Source organism: Nocardia sp. NPDC004722 (assembly GCF_053601505.1).
On sequence record NZ_JBSGBY010000128.1, the window covers coordinates 1 to 16,154 of the forward strand.

The 16,154-nt window shown below is 67.5% G+C and carries 15 protein-coding genes and 2 pseudogenes; 11 read left to right on the forward strand and 6 right to left on the reverse strand.

Annotated features, from left to right (window positions below):
- Positions 1 to 932: 932 nt before the first annotated feature.
- Positions 933 to 1,025 (forward strand): annotated as a pseudogene (locus ACWELQ_RS15245) (hypothetical protein); the annotation flags it as partial.
- A 99-nt stretch (positions 1,026 to 1,124) separates the two neighbouring features.
- Here ACWELQ_RS15245 and ACWELQ_RS15250 read toward each other — a convergent pair.
- On the reverse strand, positions 1,125 to 1,739 hold the full coding sequence (locus tag ACWELQ_RS15250) for a TetR/AcrR family transcriptional regulator (RefSeq protein ID WP_452397652.1): 615 nt from the start codon (positions 1,737 to 1,739) through the stop codon (positions 1,125 to 1,127).
- A gap of 141 nt (positions 1,740 to 1,880) precedes the next feature.
- Here ACWELQ_RS15250 and ACWELQ_RS15255 point away from each other — a divergent pair, with 141 nt between their 5' ends.
- The 3 genes from ACWELQ_RS15255 (at position 1,881) to ACWELQ_RS15265 (ending at position 4,364) form a co-directional block, all read left to right on the forward strand.
- Entirely contained in the window at positions 1,881 to 2,615 is a 735-nt protein-coding gene (locus tag ACWELQ_RS15255; RefSeq protein WP_452397653.1) for an SDR family NAD(P)-dependent oxidoreductase, read from the forward strand.
- Between the two features lie 113 nt (positions 2,616 to 2,728).
- On the forward strand, positions 2,729 to 3,337 hold the full coding sequence (locus tag ACWELQ_RS15260) for a flavin reductase family protein (protein ID WP_452397654.1): 609 nt from the start codon (positions 2,729 to 2,731) through the stop codon (positions 3,335 to 3,337).
- A 187-nt stretch (positions 3,338 to 3,524) separates the two neighbouring features.
- Positions 3,525 to 4,364 carry a serine hydrolase gene (locus ACWELQ_RS15265; protein ID WP_452397655.1) on the forward strand — a complete coding sequence of 280 codons (840 nt, stop codon included), beginning with the start codon at positions 3,525 to 3,527 and terminating at the stop codon, positions 4,362 to 4,364.
- 5 nt (positions 4,365 to 4,369) lie between these two features.
- Here the strand turns inward: ACWELQ_RS15265 and ACWELQ_RS15270 are convergent, their stop codons facing one another.
- A complete protein-coding gene (locus ACWELQ_RS15270; RefSeq protein ID WP_452397656.1) occupies positions 4,370 to 5,176 on the reverse strand; it encodes an SDR family oxidoreductase in 807 nt (268 codons plus the stop codon).
- Between the two features lie 67 nt (positions 5,177 to 5,243).
- Positions 5,244 to 6,029, reverse strand: a complete 786-nt coding sequence (locus tag ACWELQ_RS15275) for a helix-turn-helix transcriptional regulator (RefSeq protein ID WP_452397657.1) — start codon at positions 6,027 to 6,029, stop codon at positions 5,244 to 5,246.
- 108 nt (positions 6,030 to 6,137) lie between these two features.
- On the opposite strand from ACWELQ_RS15275, the gene ACWELQ_RS15280 reads away from it, so the two are divergent.
- The 6 genes from ACWELQ_RS15280 to ACWELQ_RS15305 all read left to right on the forward strand — a co-directional run bounded on the left by ACWELQ_RS15280 (position 6,138) and on the right by ACWELQ_RS15305 (position 14,182).
- Complete coding sequence (locus ACWELQ_RS15280; RefSeq protein WP_452397658.1) at positions 6,138 to 6,974, forward strand: SDR family NAD(P)-dependent oxidoreductase; 837 nt, start codon at positions 6,138 to 6,140, stop codon at positions 6,972 to 6,974.
- 382 nt (positions 6,975 to 7,356) lie between these two features.
- Positions 7,357 to 8,991 carry an acyl-CoA synthetase gene (locus ACWELQ_RS15285; RefSeq protein WP_452397665.1) on the forward strand — a complete coding sequence of 545 codons (1,635 nt, stop codon included), beginning with the start codon at positions 7,357 to 7,359 and terminating at the stop codon, positions 8,989 to 8,991.
- A gap of 280 nt (positions 8,992 to 9,271) precedes the next feature.
- A complete protein-coding gene (locus ACWELQ_RS15290) occupies positions 9,272 to 10,933 on the forward strand; it encodes an acyl-CoA synthetase (protein ID WP_452397659.1) in 1,662 nt (553 codons plus the stop codon).
- Between the two features lie 77 nt (positions 10,934 to 11,010).
- On the forward strand, positions 11,011 to 11,586 hold the full coding sequence (locus tag ACWELQ_RS15295; protein WP_452397660.1) for a hypothetical protein: 576 nt from the start codon (positions 11,011 to 11,013) through the stop codon (positions 11,584 to 11,586).
- 242 nt (positions 11,587 to 11,828) lie between these two features.
- Positions 11,829 to 13,298: a PepSY-associated TM helix domain-containing protein gene (locus ACWELQ_RS15300; protein ID WP_452397666.1), complete on the forward strand. Its 1,470-nt coding sequence runs from the start codon at positions 11,829 to 11,831 to the stop codon at positions 13,296 to 13,298.
- 161 nt (positions 13,299 to 13,459) lie between these two features.
- The gene (locus ACWELQ_RS15305; protein WP_452397661.1) at positions 13,460 to 14,182 is read left to right on the forward strand and encodes a hypothetical protein; all 723 of its coding nucleotides are present in this window, start codon (positions 13,460 to 13,462) and stop codon (positions 14,180 to 14,182) included.
- 33 nt (positions 14,183 to 14,215) lie between these two features.
- On the opposite strand, the gene ACWELQ_RS15310 is transcribed toward ACWELQ_RS15305, so the two are convergent.
- Together ACWELQ_RS15310 and ACWELQ_RS15315 are read right to left on the reverse strand one after the other, a co-directional pair.
- Positions 14,216 to 14,518: a hypothetical protein gene (locus tag ACWELQ_RS15310; protein ID WP_452397662.1), complete on the reverse strand. Its 303-nt coding sequence runs from the start codon at positions 14,516 to 14,518 to the stop codon at positions 14,216 to 14,218.
- Positions 14,515 to 15,180: a hemerythrin domain-containing protein gene (locus tag ACWELQ_RS15315; protein WP_452397663.1), complete on the reverse strand. Its 666-nt coding sequence runs from the start codon at positions 15,178 to 15,180 to the stop codon at positions 14,515 to 14,517. Before ACWELQ_RS15315 ends, ACWELQ_RS15310 begins: the two co-directional genes overlap by 4 nt.
- Positions 15,181 to 15,236: 56 nt before the next feature.
- On the opposite strand from ACWELQ_RS15315, the gene ACWELQ_RS15320 reads away from it, so the two are divergent.
- On the forward strand, positions 15,237 to 15,896 hold the full coding sequence (locus ACWELQ_RS15320; RefSeq protein WP_452397664.1) for a TetR/AcrR family transcriptional regulator: 660 nt from the start codon (positions 15,237 to 15,239) through the stop codon (positions 15,894 to 15,896).
- 61 nt (positions 15,897 to 15,957) lie between these two features.
- Here ACWELQ_RS15320 and ACWELQ_RS15325 read toward each other — a convergent pair.
- A pseudogene (locus tag ACWELQ_RS15325) lies at positions 15,958 to 16,154 on the reverse strand (galactokinase); the annotation flags it as partial.

Below are 16,154 nucleotides of genomic sequence, written 5' to 3' on the forward strand. Positions count from 1 at the left end.
CCTACCGGCCGCCGCCACGCCGCGGTGTCCACGCTGCGGGCTCTCGCTGCGGCACCGGCGCGTCGGCGACCGTCCGGCCACTCGCCCGGCCTGATCCACCAGATTTTTGCCACTACTTCGGAGCTATACGCACGGACTCGGATGTCCGATCGGAATGCCCCCTGCCTCCTCATTGGCCCATTGTCTCGCTCCACTCGGGCGCATCAAGGGCGCTCCGCGTCGGCTACGCCGATGGGCATTCGCCCACCCTTGACACGCCCTCCCTCCACTGAGGGCCGCCAGTATGAGGAAGCAGGGGAAGAGAAGTCGCCGGAACGACGACGGTCAGCTCGGCCTATCATCGCCTCCAAAAAGGCTCAGCACTGAGATAAACGCCTGCAATGCAGCTGGCCATCCGTCGTGCCATGCAATTGGTAACGCCATCGAGAGCGCTAGTAGCAGCGCGAACAGCGTGTTCCGTTTCCTCCGGCGCGGTTCGGGAGGCCGCGATTCGCCGGGAACTTCAACTGGAGGTAGGCTCATATGGCCTTGCCCTCCTCTTCTATCTCGGGGGTGAATAGGTGAATTCGCGGCCCCGCCTGTTGCATCAGATGGGGCCGCGCCCTTTTCGCGATGAATTCCGCGAGTCCAGGTAGATCAACCTTAACCAGCTCTAACCGTTCTCGCTTTCCGACATGGTTTCGTCGTGATCACATAAACGCTGCGGCGTTCGGCAGTTACCTGAAATGACGCGGCCGGAAGAATGAAAATTCCAACAGTGTAATTTACCGGCAAGGCAGATCGGCCGTATCCCTGGTGATCAAGCCAGCCAGGCCGTCACCAGGCCGTGACGGCTGCGGGAAACAGCAGATCTCGATAGATGTCACGAGAAGTTCTCACGCAGCTCAACGCACCGATCTCGAACATAGCCGGAGGTCGCGAAGGTCGGCCTCGAGATCCTCGACATCTTCGAAGGCACCCAGCAGATCCTGCAGCGGATCGTGGCCCGCCGCGTGCTGGGGCTGTCGAGCGACAAGCTGAAGTAAGTTCTGGCACAACGGAAACCGGTGTGGGCCTTCACGGTCCGCGCCGGTTTCTCGTTTTTCAGGGCGAGTTGGGCGGGGGCACAAGGAGCCACTTTTCCGTCAGGTCTCGACCGGTGCCGGTTGCGGTGCGGGGAGGGCGTTGTCGATGAGGATTGCGGCGATGGTGGCGGCGGTGGGGAGGGTTTCGGTGCCGAGGGTTCGGGTGCGGGCCGAGGCGCCGTCGAGGAGTAGGGCCAGTTGTTCGCCGAGTTGTTCGGGGTGGGGGGCGCCGGCTTGGCGGGCGGTTTCGGTGAAGCGGGTGGCGACGGATGATTTGTAGTCGTGTGCGCGGCGGCGTGCGGGGTGGGTGGGGTCGGTGATCTCGACGGCGGCCGCTATGAACGGGCACAGCGGGGTCACCTCGTGCGGTGGTTGCAGCTGCGGCGGGTCGAAGGCGGCGATGAGACGTTCGCGAGGGGTGAGGTCGGGGCGGTCGAATACGTCGGGCATGGTGTCGGGATCGAGTCGGCTCAGGTACTCGGTGACAAGCTCGTCTTTGCCGGAGAAGTGTTGGTATGCGGTGCGTTTCGACACTTGCGCTACCGCGCAGAGCTGGTCCATACCGGTGTTGTTGATGCCCTGTTCGCGAAACAGCCGACGTGACGCGTCGAGGATCCGCTCGCGCGCACCCCTTCCGCGACGTTGGCCGCGGGGGCCCTTCTCCAACTCGGTCATCGCTCGATACTACCGCGCGGGTAACAGTCGGTGTACTTAGCTTGCACCTCGGTCAGCGAGCCGCTAACTTAAGCACACCAATCTGTTTACATAGCTTGGTTTTTGCAGCTGGAAGCGATGTTTCGGAACGAAGGAGTGATCATGGGCAAGCTCGATGGCAAGGTCGCGGTAATCACCGGAGGGTCGAGCGGTATGGCGTTGGCGAGCGCCCAACTCTTCGTCGAGGAGGGCGCGTACGTCTACATCACAGGCCGGCGGAAAGACACTCTGGACGAGGCAGTCGAGCGGATCGGGCGCAATGTGACCGGCGTGCAGGGCGATGCTTCCGACCTGGCCGACCTGGATCGCCTCTTCGAGACGGTCGAGCGGGAGCACGGCAGCATCGATGTGCTGTTCGCCAGCGCCGGGACGGCAGCGGCGGCCAAGCTCGGCGAGATCACCGAAGCGCACTTCGACACGACTTTCGGGCTGAACACGCGCGGCACCTTGTTCACTGTGCAGAAGGCGTTGCCGCTGTTCAACGATGGCGGGTCGATCTTCATGACCGGGTCGATCGCCTCGGTCAAGGGCTGGCCGGACTACAGCGTCTACGCGGCGAGCAAGGCCGCGCTGCACGCGCTGGCCCGCGTGTGGCTGTACGAGTTGAAGGACAGGCGAATCCGAGTCAATGTGCTCAGTCCCGGCCAGATCGCCACGCCGATCCAGGAACAGCTGTTCGACGCGGAGACCAAAGCCCATTTCGAAGCCCTGATTCCACGAGGCAAGATGGGCCGCCCCGAGGAGATCGCCTCGGTCGCACTGTTTCTCGCCTCGGCCGACTCATCGTTCGTCAACGGCATGGAGCTGGCCGTCGACGGCGGCACCTCCGCGATCTGAACTCTGCTGATCGGGTCCTGCATGATCGGCCTGAAGCGGATGCCGCGTCCGATTTATGCCAGCGTGGGTTTGCTGCGCACAGCAGGGTGGAGGGCATGCATCGAGTTGTTGATTTGAAGGTTCTCTATTTCGGGACTCCGGTGGTGCTCATCAGCACCCGCAATGCGGACGGGACGGCCAATATCGCGCCGATGTCGTCGGCCTGGTGGCTCGGGGATCAGTGCATGCTGGGCATGAACTCCGCCTCGCAGACGACGCGGAACATGCTGCGCGAGCGGGAATGTGTGCTGAATCTGCCGTCGTCGGCGCTGGCGGGCGCGGTGGATCGGCTGGCGCTGCTGAGCGGCTCGCCGGAGATGACGCCGCACAAGGTGGAGAAGGGATATCGATACGAGCCCGACAAGTTCGGGGCGGCCGGACTGACCCCGGCGGCATCGGATCTCGTCGGTGCGCCCCGAATCGCCGAGTGCCCGATCCAGCTGGAGGGCAGGGTGGTGTCGTCGCGGCCGTTCGATGAGAGGGGTGGGGTGACCGCGCACACAGTTCAGGTGGTGCGTGCCCATGTTCAGGAGGAGCTGATCGTGCCCGGCACCGCGCACGTCGACCCCCGCGGCTGGGATCCGCTGATCATGAAGTTCTGCGAATACTTCGGCGGTGGAACTCAACTCCGGCCCTCCCGGCTGGCCGAGGCCTGGCAGATTCCCCAGCCTCAACTGGGCTGATCAGCGGTTATACGAGTCGTGGTTGCTGAAATGTGATCTGCGCGGATAGGTTTCGGCGGTGCGTGGATTCAGTAGGCGGATGCTATTGGGCGGCAGTGCCATTGCTGTGGGTGGGTTGCTGCGGGCGGGGGTGGCTCGGGCGGGGGTGCCGGTGATCGGGCCGGCGTTCGATGCGGAGTATCGGGCGGTGACGGGGCTGGCGGGCGGGCGGTGGCATTGCCTGGTCAGTGATTTGGGGTCGGGGAAGCCGGAGACGGTGGTGGAGGAGGATGCGGACTTCGTCATCGAGGGGGCCAGTGTGCAGAAGCTGGCGGTGATGACGGCGTTGATGAGTGAGGTGGATGCCGGGCGGGTGAAACTGTCCGACACCACCACATTGGATCCGGAGATGGTGGCCGACGGGAGTGGGCTGTATCTGAATCAGGCCGCGTTCGGGGATCAGCTCACGGTGGCGAATCTGCTGACGACGATGTTGCAGGTCTCCGACAACACCGCGGTGCGGTTGATGTCGCGGTTCGTGTCGGGGGATCAGATCAACGACACGCTGGATCGACTGGGGTTCAAGCAGACCCGGGTCACGCCGGTGCCGGGTGACAGCAAGTTCTATCTGGGCTACACCACGCCTCGGGAGAACAACGATCTGCTGTTCCGGCTGGGCTCGGGGACGCTGCTGTCGAAGGAGTCGACGCAGGCGGTGCTGCGGATCATGACCTGGTCGTCGGTGGGATACACCGACGGGGTGCGGCGCAACATGTCCTCGGAGGAGCGGGCGCGTTTCGCCACCAAACACGGTGCCTCCGATGACAAGCGGCACGACACCGGGATCATGTTCGACACCGCCGGTTCGCCGCTGGTGGTGTTCTCGTTCTTCGCCGACCAGTCACCGGACGCCGACAATTACGGGGCCACCAATCCGATCGTCGAGGCGCACGCGACGCTCGGGCGGGCGCTGCTGGACACCTACACGCATCTCTCGCCGCTGCAATCGTTCATCGATCCGAAGCAGATCGCCGCGGGCGGGCACTGAACGGCTCAGTCCGCCAAGAGGTTTCGCATGGCGGTGAAGACCTCCGACGCGCCGCCCAGCGACCAGCCGCCGTCGACGGGAATGATCGCGCCGTTGACGTAGGACGCGTATGGGGAGGCCAGCCACAGACAGCAGTCGGCGATCTCCTGCGCGGTGCCGTAGCGGCCCAGCGGAACTGATTTCGCGACCAATTCGGTCAGTTCGGGCGTGGGGGCCAGCCGCGCCATCCCCTCGGTGTCCTCGATGGGACCGGGCACCACGGCATTGACCCGGATCCCGGCGGCCGCCCATTCCAGGGCCGCCACCCTGGTGAGCATGTCCACCCCCGCCTTGGCCGAGCAGGCGTGGGCTTGCAGGGTCATCGGAATGCTGGCCTGCGGTGCGGAGATATTGATGACCGCCGCGCCCGGCGTACGCAGATGCTCGCGGGCGGCCCGAAGCACGTTGAACGTGCCCTTGAGATCGATGTCGACGACGGCCGCGAACGCCCGCGGCGACATGGATTCCGTTGCGGCGGGGAAGTTCCCGGCCGCCCCGGAGATCAGGATGTCGAGCTCCCCCAACTCGGCGCAGGTCGCCGCGATCCCCTCCGCGACCGCCTCGTAGTCGCGGACATCGGCGACGAACCCCAGCGCGGTGACCCCGCACTCCCCCAGCGAGTCGACGGCCGTCCGCACCTTCTCCGGCGTGCGCGACAACACCGCCACCGACGCCCCCGCCCGCGCGAATGCCTGAGCCACAACGAGATTGATGCCGCTGGTACCCCCGGCCACGAACACGGAACGGCCGGAGAAATCGAAGAGATCGCTCATCATCTGATTCTGCGGCGGGCGCGGCTCCCCGGTGCCGGGTTCAGTCGGTTCGATACGTATCAGCGGCTCACGCGGCGGCGAAACGGACGGCCAGCTGGGTGCGGCTGGTGCAGGCGGTTTCGGCCAGGACGCGGCTGAGGTGCTTCTTCACGGTGTCGACGCCGATGAAGAGGCGCTCGGCGATCTGGCGGTTGGTGAGGCCGCGGGCCGCGAGGTCGGCGACCTCCCATTCGCGGGGCGTCAGGTGCCAGCTGGAGATCGCGGTCCGGCGTTCGCGGTCGCGGGCGAGCTGGTCGGCGACCAGCGGGGCGAGGTGACGGCGCAGGGCGTGCAGGACGGCCAGGTCGCGTTCGGGGACCCGCAGTGAGTCGGCGACGGCCATGCCGATATAGAGCACCCCGGCGGGCCCGCCGTCCACCAGCATGGCGGCCTTGTCGTTGATTCCGTTGGGGCGCAGGAAGTCCGCGAGGAAACGGGAGCCGCCCGGTACCTCGCTGAGCCGGATGACGCCGCGTTCGCGCATCAGCTCGGCGGCCTGTTCGGTCCGCAAGGGGTCAGCGTCGATCCAGCGGGCGGTGTAGTCGGCCAGGAATCCGGGGGTGTAGCCGCCCTGGATGCCGCAACCGTTCTGGATGGCCTCACCGAGCGTATCTCCGTGCAGCACTGCGACTCCGGTGAATCCGAACCAGTTCTGCAATGCCAGCAGCAGCCGTTCCCGGAATTCGGTCAGATCCACGGCGCGGTCCACGGATTCGAGCACACCGATCACGCGCCGATGATCCTCGGCGCTCAACGCCTCGCCGTCGGGTAGCGGCCGCGGTCGGCGATTCGGGTCGGTCAGGGCTCCGCTCATCCCCATATATTCCACCTTCGGGCCATGCCGGACCACGCCGCGACGGGGCAAGCTCTAGAGCATGACTTCGGGCCGACCGGTTCGAAGACGCATCGAGAGGGATCGAGCATGAGTGCACAGCAGACCCGCCGTTGGCTGATCACCGGGGCCAACAGCGGGTTCGGGGCGGCCTTCACCAAGGCCGTGCTCGCGGCGGGGGACGAGGTGGTCGCGGCCGTGCGGCGGCCCGAGAGCATGGCGGATGTGGTTGCGGCGCATCCGGATCGGGTGCAGGTCGTCACGCTGGATGTGCGGGACGCGGCGGCGGCCGAGCGGGCGGTGAAGGAGGCCGGGCGGATCGACGTGCTGGTCAACAATGCCGGGTACGGGATCGTCGGCGCGATCGAGGAGACCAGCGAGGGCGATCTGCGGGATGCCATGGAGGTCATGTTCTTCGGGCCGCTGCGGCTGACGCAGCTGGTGCTGCCGCAGATGCGGGAACGCCGCGGCGGCGCGATCGTGCAGTTGACCAGCATGGGCGGGTTCATGTCGTTCGCGGGCGTCGGCGCGTACAGCGCGGCCAAGGGCGCGCTCGAACTTGCCAGCGAAGCGCTTGCGGCAGAGGTGAATCCGCTGGGCGTGCAGGTGCTGATCGTCGAACCCGGCGAGTTCCGCACCGGATTCGCGAAGCCCGCCGCACTCACCATCGGTTCGGCCATCGAGGACTACGCGGACACGGTCGGGGCGATCCGGGACGGTCTGCCCGCCTCCGACCAGCAGCAGTCGGGTGATCCGGACAAGGCGGCGGCCGCGGTGCTGGCCATCGTCGGCGCACCGAACCCGCCCCTGCGCTTGGCGCTGGGCGCGGATGCCGTGGGCGCGATCCGCGGCAAGCTGACGACCGTCGCCGCCGACCTGGACGCCACCGCGCATCTGGGCCTGACCACTGCTTTCGACGCGGACTGAGCGCGTCCGGAGAGAGGCGCCCGGAAACGAGAACAGCCCGCCGAACCCCCTCGGCGGGCTGTTGGTACGAGTACTGCCTACATCCCGTTGAGCGCGGCGCTTCCGCTGCTCATGGCGGTGACCAGGTTGGCGAGTACGGCGAGCAGTTCCATGGGGTTACCTCATCAGGTTGGGGGTTGGAACCCGCAGCCTGTGCGATCGGCATGTCCTGCGGGCATCCGTGAGGTTAACGGAGGCTGGGAATCTCTCGAATCAGTACCGATGTCCTATGTGACCGATTTTCTGTAACAGGGGTCACACCACGCTGTTACGGTGGCGCTACCCGGCCGTGGGGCCGGACGGCTCGGTACTCGGAGGTGGTCGCGTGGCCTCGGTAGTGGAAATGGCACAGCAGCGAGTAGCCCACACCGCGGAGGCGGTACGGGGATTGCGGCGGCTGCGGGAGCTGGGGCTGACGGATCCGCGCAAACCCGTCGAGACGGTGCGAACCGCCATGGAGGGCCGCGTCTTCGGACCACCGGCGACCGCGGTGCGGCGCGCGGCCCGCATGTGGCCGGACCGGCCCGCGGTGGCCGACGAGCACGGCGAACTCACCTACCGGGAACTCGACGAGCAGTCCAATGCGCTCGCGCGCGGGCTGCAACGGCTCGGGGTGAAGCCGGGCACGGTGGTCGGCGTGCTCTCCCGCGATCACCGCGGGCTGCTGCTCACCATGGCCGCACTCGGCAAGCTCGGCGCCCGATTGGCGCTGATGAACACCGGTTTCGCGAAGCCGCAGTTCGCGCAGGTGTGTGAGCGCGAGAACGTGCGGGCGGTACTGCACGACAGCGAGTTCATCGGACTGCTCGACGCGCTGCCGCCGGAGTTGCCGCGAGTGCTGACCTGGGTCGACGAGGGCACCGAGATTCCCTCCGGCGCAACGACTCTGGACGCGCTGATTGCCGCCAATGCCAAGTCCCCGCTGCCCGCGCCCAAGAAGGCGGGTGGATTCATCATCCTGACCAGCGGCACCACCGGCCTGCCCAAGGGCGCGCCGCGCGAGCACACCAGCCCGCTGGCGACCGTGCAGATGGTGGATCGCATCGACTTCCCGCAGGGCGGGACCATGCTCATCGTCTCGCCCATCTTCCACTCCACCGGCTTCGGAACCTGGCTGGCCGGTGTGGCTTTCGGCAACAAGGTGGTGACCGCGCGCCGCTTCGACGCCGAGCGGACGCTGCGGCTGATCGCCGAGCACCGGGTCGACATGCTGGTGGCGGTGCCGACCATGCTGCATCGAATGGTGGAGCTGGACAAGACGATTCGCGACAAGTACGACACCTCGTCGCTGAAGGGCATCGTGATCGCGGGTTCGGCGCTGTCCCCGGAGCTCTCGGTGCGCACCGCCGAGGTGTTCGGGCCGGTCCTCTACAACCTCTACGGCTCCACCGAGTGCGCGGTCGCGACGGTGGCCCGCCCGGAGGATCTGGCGATCGCGCCCGGCACCGCGGGCCGCGCCCCCACCACCTGCGAGGTCGCCCTCTTCGATGACGACGGGCGGCGCATCCGCGCCAAGAACGTGAAGGGCCGCATCTTCATTCGCTCCGGCTCACCGTTCAAGGGCTACACCGACGGTCGCCACAAGGAGATCATCGACGGCTACATGTCCAGCGGCGATGTCGGGCACTTCGACGAGCGCGGCCTGCTGTTCGTCGATGGCCGCGACGACGACATGATCGTCTCCGGCGGCGAGAACGTCTACCCGCAGGAGGTGGAGAACCTGCTGCTGGAACGCCCCGACATCTTCGACGCCGCCGTGGTGGGCGTCGACGACGTCGAATTCGGAAAACGCCTGCGCGCCTTCGTCATCCCCGAGCCGGGCACAGAACTCGTCCCCGACGAGATCAAGGCGTACGTGAAGGCCAACCTCGCCCGCTACAAGGTCCCCCGCGACGTCTTCTTCCTCGACGACCTCCCCCGCAACGCGACAGGCAAACTCCTGCGCCGCGTCCTCCTGGAGTACGAACCGCCGGCCTAGCCCACCCCGCTCCGACATATCGGACGCGGCAGGCGTCCCCCTTTCCTTCTTGTTGTGCGCCGCTCCACCCCTGTGGAGCGGCGCACAATTTCCTCCGCCACGCGACAGCACCCGTGTCGTCCCCGCCACGAGCTGGGGCATCTATTCGTAACCGCTGGTAACGGAGACCTCGGCCACACCGCCGCTGCCTGCGCTTGCTAGGGTTAGCACCGCACTGGATCTCGATGTTGCGGTCCGTCGGGCCGCCTCGTCCGGCCCGCGACCGCGGAAGGTTGTACCCATGTCACTTGCCCTTCCATCGGCTGGCTCGGTTCTACGCAAGGCGGGCGATGCCGCGCTCAGCGTCAACGCCATGGTCCGAGGGGGACTGTTCAATCCGCTGCGACCGGACATCGCGGCGCGGTCGGCGATCAGCATGCTCAAGTTCGGACCCTTCGCGGGTGCGGTGGTGCACGGCGCGAACACGCACGCCAAGAGCGCGGCCATCGTCGATGAGGGCGGTGAGCTGACCTTCGAGCAGCTCGACCAGATGTCGAACGCCTTCGCGCGCGGCCTCGCCGCACAGGGCCTGGGCCCGGGCGACGTGGTCGGCGTGCTGTGCCGCGACCACCGCGGCATGGTGTTGAGCCTGGCCGCCGCGGGCAAGCTGGGTGTGCGCGCGGTGCTGATGAACACCGGCTTCGCCAAGCCGCAGTTCACCGATGTGGCCGCCCGTGAGAAGGTCAAGGCGGTGCTGCACGACAGCGAGTTCTTCGACCTCATGTCCGCCATCCCGGCCGACATTCCGCGCATCCTGACCTGGGTGGACGCGAAAGACAATGCGGACCCCGCGATTCCGACCATCGAGTCGGTCTCGGCCGGGCAGTCCACCGCCGCGGTCACCCCGCCGGAGAAGCCGGGCGGCATGGTCATCCTGACCTCCGGCACCACCGGCACCCCGAAGGGCGCGCCGCGCGACAAGGTCTCCCCCTTCATTACCGCCCAGTTCCTGGACCGGATTCCGTTGCCGCGCAACGGCACCGTGGTGATGGCCGCCCCGATCTTCCACGCCACCGGCCTGTCGCAGTTCACGCTGGCGCTGGCGCTGGGCAACCGGGTGGTGTTCCAGCAGCGCCGCTTCGATCCCGAGGGCACGCTGGCGAACATCCAGAACTTCCGCGCGCAGGGCCTGACCGTGGTGCCGACCATGTTGCAGCGCATCCTCGATCTACCGGAGGAGACCCTCGCCAAGTACAACCCGAAGGAGACCCTCCAGGTCATCTTCGCGGCCGGTTCGGCGATCCCGCCGGACGTGGTCACCCGGACCCTGGACTACTTCGGCGAGACCCTCTACAACGTGTACGGCTCCACCGAGTGCGCGGTCATGACCGTGGCCAATCCGGCCGAACTGCGCAAGGCCCCGACCACCGCGGGCAAGCCGCCGGTCGGCATCCGCATCGCGCTGTTCGACGAGAACCGCAAGCGCATCACCGCGCCGAACGTGACCGGCACGATCTTCATCGAGAACGGGCACTCGTTCAAGCAGTACACCGACGGCCGCACCAAGGAGTACGTGGAGGGCCTGATGTCGTCGGGAGACGTCGGTCACTTCGACACCGACGGCCTGCTGTTCATCGACGGCCGCGACGACGACATGATCGTCTCCGGCGGCGAGAACGTCTTCCCGCAGGAGGTCGAGAACCTGCTGTCCAACCGCCACGACATCCTGGAGGCGGCGGTCGTCGGCGTCGAGGATCGTGACTTCGGAAAGCGGCTGCGGGCCATCGTGGTTCCGGGTCCGGAATCCAAGCGGGACGTGCAGGAGATCAAGGACTACGTCAAGGAGAACCTGGCGCGCTACAAGGTGCCGCGCGAGGTGATCTTCCTCGACGAGCTGCCGCGCAACGCCACCGGAAAACTGCTGCGTAAGCCGCTGATCGAGATGGAAGTCACGGAGAATTAGCCAAACCCGTTCGCGTCCCGCCGGTTAACGGCGGGGACGAATTCCGTTTCGAAAAGACCCGTGGCTATTATCAGCGCGTGAACATCGGAGTCGGCCGCTTTACGGCGCACAATCGCAGTGATGCTGCGGTATTGCGTGGTGGGGCGGCCGGTTCGCTGTCCGGGGCCCTCGCGGTCGCCGCGCACGGCTGGATCTCGGGGGCCGCGCCCCTGGATTCCGGGCCGTTGATGCTGCTGATCGCCGCCTCGGCCGCGGTCGGCGCCGCCGTGGCAGGCGTGAATTCGCTGCGCACCACGACGCTCGGGCTGGTGGTCGCATTGCTCGCCGGGCAGTTGCTGGGCCACTTCAGCATGATGTGGGGCTCACCGGGGCATCGCATGGACATGCACCATCACGCCTCGATGTGGAGTCCGGCCATGCTGGCCGCACACCTCACGGCCGCCTGTGTCGCGGCCGTCGTCATTCTCGGCGCCGAGGCCGCCTACCGGATCGGCACCACCGTGCTGGCCTGGGCGCTGCCGGTGCCCATTTCACTTCCCGTGCAGGCCGGGCCGCCGCGGCTGCCCATCGAGCATCGGGATCGGGTCGTGCTGCGGGTCTTCGCGGCCGACGCCTGTCATACCCGCGGGCCGCCCGCGTTCGTTCGAGTCTGAACTCTCTTCCCTTCACCCGGGCACACGGACCTACGTTCGTGTGACTTCGCCGTACGCACCCGACCGTCGTGGTGGTGCCATGCGCGTCCCGGTGTTCCATGACCGCGGTGCGCGGGCGATGGCAGTCGCGTGCGCACACATGAGGGGGTCATGGCCCACCGTGGCAATCGCTGCCCCGATGCGTCATTCCCTGTATCCGCGTCCCCGGGTGTTCGCTCGAACCCGAAAGTCCGCTGGTGACAATGACAGACAGCGGTGTCGACTCGACACCGCCGCCCTCCCCTGCCCCGGCGACGGACCAACCGTCGTCCCCCGCCACCCCGAAACGCAGCGCGGGCAACGCCTTCCAGGCGCTCATGCTGCGACTGCACTTCTACGCGGGCGTCTTCGTGGCCCCGTTCATCCTGATCGCGGCCGTGACCGGTGCGCTGTACGCGATCTCCCCGACGCTGGAGAACATCACCTCCAGCACGCTGCTGCACACCGATTCGACCGGACCGGCCAAGCCGTTGAAGGAGCAGATCGCGGCGGCGGTGTCGGTCAAGCCGAAGCTGCCGCTGGTCGCGGTCGCGCCCGGCCAGAACGCCGGTGACACCACCCGGGTGCTGTTCAGCGATCCGTCGCTTGGCGACTCCGAACGGCGTGCCGTGTTCGTCGATCCCGTGACCGCGCGGCCGGTGGGCGACAGCGTCGTCTACGGCAGCTCGGGCGCGCTGCCCCTGCGGACCTGGATCGACAAGCTGCACATCAACCTGCATCTCGGTGACTTCGGTCGCTACTACAGCGAGATCGCGGCCTCCTGGCTGTGGCTGGTCGCGCTGGCCGGACTGGTGCTCTGGTATCGGCGGGTACGGGCGCGACGCGAGAAGCGCTCGGCCGCTTGGCTGCTGCGCCCGGATCGGTCGCGGCCCCGGGCCCGCACGCTGAATTGGCATGCGGTGGTGGGCGTCTGGATTCTGCCGGTGCTCCTGCTGCTGTCGGCGACCGGGATGACCTGGTCGAAGTACGCGGGTGAGAACGTCACCGAGTTGCGGCAGGCGATGAGCTGGACCACGCCCGCGGTCAGTACGAAGCTGCCCGGCGCGACCGGTCCGGCCATGCCCGCGGGCGGTGAGCACGACCATCACGGTGGCGGTGCGGCCATGCCCATGCCATCGGCCGACCGGGCGGCGTTGACCGACACCGTGTACGGGGTCGCCCGCGCCAACGGTCTGACCGGCCCGCTGGAGATCAGCATTCCGGCGGCGGACGGCACCGCCTTCGTGGCGCAGGAGTTGCGCAAGCCCGGCCAGTACACCCGCGACGCCATCGCGGTGGACGGCGCCACCGGCAATGTCACCGACAAGCTGCCGTATTCGCAGTGGCCGCTGATGGCCAAGCTCACCAACTGGGGCATCCAGTTCCACATGGGCCTGATGTTCGGCCTGGTCAATCAGCTGTTGCTGCTGGCCGTCATGGTCGGTCTCGGCACGGTGATCGTGCGCGGTTACCTCATGTGGTGGCGTCGCCGCCCGACCAAGGAGTCCACGTTCACGGCCGGGCGCGCACCGCGCCGGGCCCTGGCGCGGACTCCGCTGATCGTGCTCGTGCCGTTGGCGGCGGTTGCGCTGGTGATCGGCTGGTTCGCGCCCATGATCGGCATTCCACTGCTGGGTTTCCTGGTGATCGACGTGCTGGTGGGTGTGGGAGCCCGCCTGCGCGCTCGCGCCTAGCCCTACTCCACAAGGGCCCAGCCCTTATTTCGAAACAGCTGAGCGACACGGCCTCCGGGCCGTGCCGCCGGGCTGTCACATCTTGTCGCGGTCGGCAGTCGAGTAGCTGACCGTGTCCATTCGTGCGGACCCTGACCCGCACTGACGAAAGACCGAACCTGATGAAGCTCAACACGTTTGCCGTTTCCGCTGCCCTGGTGACGACCGCGCTCGGGGTGACCGCCGGAACCGTGAACGCCGCGCCCGCGCCCTCCGACGCGGGTGTCGTGTACTACACCGCCACCGCCGGCGAGAGGGACCTGGTCATCCGCACGGATGCCGGGGCGCTGGTGGTGGACAACGGTGTCTTCAAGATCAAGGCTGCCGACGGGACCACCGTGGCGGGCACCGAATTGTCGGTGCGGGTGGACGATTTCGTCTTCCCCGTGACCGCCGACATCCACGATCGCGTCGCCACGCTGACCCCGCGGATCGACACCGAGCACGCCGTCTACCGGCCGGTCGCGCTGCCGTTCGAGAACAGCGCGCCGTTCAAGAGCGACTACGACCGGGAGGTCGCGGCCTGGAGCCGGATGAGCAGCACTGTCTCGATGGGCGCCACCATCGGCACGCTCGCCGGTGGCCTCGGCGGCGCGGCCCTGGGGTGCCTGCTCGGCGGGATCGGCGCGGCCGGCCTGGTCACCCTCGGTTCGGCCGGAATCCTGGCCGCCATGTTCGTCCCGCTGCTCGGTGCGGCGGGCACCGGCTGCCTGATCGGCGCGGCCGCCGTCGGCTTCCTCGGTACCATCGCCGGCCAGGTGCTGGTCACCGCCCCGGTGGCCATCGCCGCCGCGGTGCAGTACTTCACCACGATCAGCCAGCCGTCGATCAATCCCGCGAAGTAGTCGATCGGCCCGCCGGGGCCATCCCACCCCCCGTTATTTCGGTGGGATGGCTCCGGCGGGCATCGGCAGGCGGTCGAGGATGCGGACCGTCACCGAGTCGGGAAGGACTCCGCCGGAGGCGATTTCGTGTTCCGCGCCGGGCCGGGTGCGCCAGGCAGCGGCCTGGGCCGGGGAATCGAATTTCACGATGACCAGCAGGCGCTGCGGGTCGGACGGGTCGGTGAGAACCAGGACCAGTTCGCCGCCCGCCGCGCGGCGGCGTTCGGTGCCGCCGGAGAACGCTGTCCGCCAGCGGGTTACGTCCTGAACCCGCTGGTCAACGACGAGATACGTCATGACGCCGTCCTTTCCGTGAGTGACGGGTCGAGATCGCGGCGCAGCACCCGGGTTTCGCGGGCGTGCGCCGGAGCGCCGAGGAAGCGGTAGAGCAGGCGGACCGGCGCCGGGATGTCGGCGAGGAAGGTGACGCGTTCGGTGGGATCGGCCTCTTCGAGAATGTGACCGAGGAACACCAGGGCGCGGCGCTTGGGGAGCGACACCATGCCGCGCTCGCCCAGTTCCGCCCATTGGGGTTCGGTGAGGATGGTCGCCACGAGCGGCAGCACCGTTTGTTCTTCCTCGTGCAGGTGTTCACTCAGCACCAGGTGTAGGCGAGCCGCGGCGACGGTGACCGTGTCACCCGCCGCCGGGTCGGATTCCCAGCCGGTGAGCGCCGCGTCGAGGGCGTCCATGGCGGTGGAGATGCCGTCGTGCTGGGTCTCCATGGCATCGAGGAGGGCGATGTCCACGCCCGCGGAACGCAGTCGCGGCCAGACCAATTCGTCCTCGGAGTGGTGATGGTGGTGTAGCGCGGTCAGCATCTCGCGGCCGTGGCGCACCACCCGGCGGATCTGCTCGCCATCCGATGCCGGTGTCACCGTGGCGATTTCGCCGAGCAGCCGGAATTCGCGGGTGAAGGCGCGGTGCACCACGACCATGGCGTGGGTGTCGCAACTCATGAATGGGGCCCCCGTTCGTTAAATGCACTGCTGTGCATTTAGTGCATGTGGATATAGTGAAGCGCAGCGAGAACAGTGTCAAGGGCGGAATCGAGGAAGGGTCGCAGCGCGTGAACGAAACCCCGCCGACCGGCGGTCCGGGCCGGGTCGCCCAGCGGCGGCGCACCCGCAAGGCCATCGTGGATGCCGCCATGTCGCTGCTGGCGCGGGGCGTGGTGAACCCCTCGATCAACGAGATCGCGGAGGCGGCGGAGGTCGCCCGCCGCACCGTCTATCTGCACTTCCCCACCCTCGATCAGCTACTGCTGGACGCCACGGTGGGACTGATCAGCGCGGACGCCGATACCGCGATCGAGCAGGCCGACAGCGACGATCCGCGTGAGCGTATCGGCATTCTGGTCGCGGCGCTGACCGCCGACATTCACCGATCCCTGCCGATGGGAAGGCGATTGGTGAAACTGACGGTCGATGCCCCGCCACCGGAGGAGGGGCAGCCGCGACGCGGCTTCCGGCGCATCCGCTGGATCGAATGGGCGCTGGAGCCGCTGCGGGATCGTCTGTCCCCCAGCGCCTTCGAGAATTTGGTATCGGAGCTCGCGCTGGTCGTCGGCTGGGAGGCGTTCATCGTGCTCACGGATGTGCGCGGGCTGGAGCCGGAGGCCGCGCGGGAACTGTGCACCCGGGCGGCCGTCGCGCTCATCGATGCGGCGGTGTAGGACAGGCGGTTTCAGCTCGGGGACGCGGAATCTCCGTGTTCGCGAACCGATGACTTCGCGTTCAGAGGCAATGTGCGCCTGCGGCGGGGGTGACGGTGAAGTCGCGGGGTGGGTCGAAGCCCTTGTGCGCGAACGCCTCCCGGACGGCCGTTCGGACGGGATCCACGCGGCCGGTGTCGACGAGGGCGATGACGCTGCCCCCGAACCCGCCGCCGGTCATGCGGGCGCCGTAGGCGTCGGCGGAGAGGGCGGCCTCGA

Coding starts and splice junctions, on each gene's coding strand:
- ACWELQ_RS15250 (WP_452397652.1), bottom strand. CDS start 1,739: ATGACCGAGTTGGAGAAGGGCCCCCGCGGCCAACGTCGCGGAAGGGGT.
- ACWELQ_RS15255 (WP_452397653.1), top strand. CDS start 1,881: ATGGGCAAGCTCGATGGCAAGGTCGCGGTAATCACCGGAGGGTCGAGC.
- ACWELQ_RS15270 (WP_452397656.1), bottom strand. CDS start 5,176: ATGAGCGATCTCTTCGATTTCTCCGGCCGTTCCGTGTTCGTGGCCGGG.
- ACWELQ_RS15275 (WP_452397657.1), bottom strand. CDS start 6,029: ATGAGCGGAGCCCTGACCGACCCGAATCGCCGACCGCGGCCGCTACCC.
- ACWELQ_RS15280 (WP_452397658.1), top strand. CDS start 6,138: ATGAGTGCACAGCAGACCCGCCGTTGGCTGATCACCGGGGCCAACAGC.
- ACWELQ_RS15285 (WP_452397665.1), top strand. CDS start 7,357: ATGGCACAGCAGCGAGTAGCCCACACCGCGGAGGCGGTACGGGGATTG.
- ACWELQ_RS15290 (WP_452397659.1), top strand. CDS start 9,272: ATGTCACTTGCCCTTCCATCGGCTGGCTCGGTTCTACGCAAGGCGGGC.
- ACWELQ_RS15300 (WP_452397666.1), top strand. CDS start 11,829: ATGACAGACAGCGGTGTCGACTCGACACCGCCGCCCTCCCCTGCCCCG.
- ACWELQ_RS15305 (WP_452397661.1), top strand. CDS start 13,460: ATGAAGCTCAACACGTTTGCCGTTTCCGCTGCCCTGGTGACGACCGCG.
- ACWELQ_RS15310 (WP_452397662.1), bottom strand. CDS start 14,518: ATGACGTATCTCGTCGTTGACCAGCGGGTTCAGGACGTAACCCGCTGG.
- ACWELQ_RS15315 (WP_452397663.1), bottom strand. CDS start 15,180: ATGAGTTGCGACACCCACGCCATGGTCGTGGTGCACCGCGCCTTCACC.